Source organism: Paraburkholderia sp. UYCP14C (genome assembly GCF_004197395.1).
Lineage (GTDB): Bacteria > Pseudomonadota > Gammaproteobacteria > Burkholderiales > Burkholderiaceae > Paraburkholderia.
The window spans coordinates 1-512 of sequence record NZ_SELS01000337.1 but is presented as its reverse complement, the minus strand read 5'-3'; the positions used below and the strand labels follow the sequence as shown (position 1 = coordinate 512).

Sequence of the window (512 nt, the reverse complement as noted above, 5' to 3'; positions counted from 1 at the left end):
GGGTATCCGGATGGCCAGGGAGAATTACCTGGCACAGCGTGACGGCTACGGACAGGCGCTGGTCTTTCTGCACCCGGATGACGCCAGCGCCAATGTGTACTTCCTGGACCGGTATCTGCTGAAACTGCAGATCAGGGCCATGCCGCGTCCGCTGGTCAACGAAGCCCGCCAGGCGGTCGAACTGGCGGCGCACTATGTGGCGGACACCGGCTGGTGCCGGGGCGAGCCGGCGGCACGCTACGTGCATCTTGCCAACAAGCTGTGCAAGCACGCCGGCAGCGAGATCTGCCGGCTGGCGCTGCGAAGTATCGCGACCGAAGTGCTGAGGCCGGGCGCGCTTGCCGGGCTGAGAGAAGGGGAAGCCGCCCTTCTGTCCAATGCGCTGTCCAAGGCACCGGAGCACCTGGTGTGCTGCGAGGCGGTATCGGCGCTGGCCGGGCATGTCCGGTTGCGCGGCCTGGCCGGGAGGCTGAACGCACAGAATATTTCAAATCTGCTCAATGCCCTGAGCA

1 protein-coding gene is annotated in these 512 nt (G+C 65.4%); it reads left to right on the top strand.

Annotated features, from left to right (window positions below; genetic code table 11):
* Positions 1-512 (top strand): hypothetical protein (locus tag EVC45_RS46075; protein ID WP_168991693.1); only part of this gene is annotated, 512 nt, incomplete at both ends.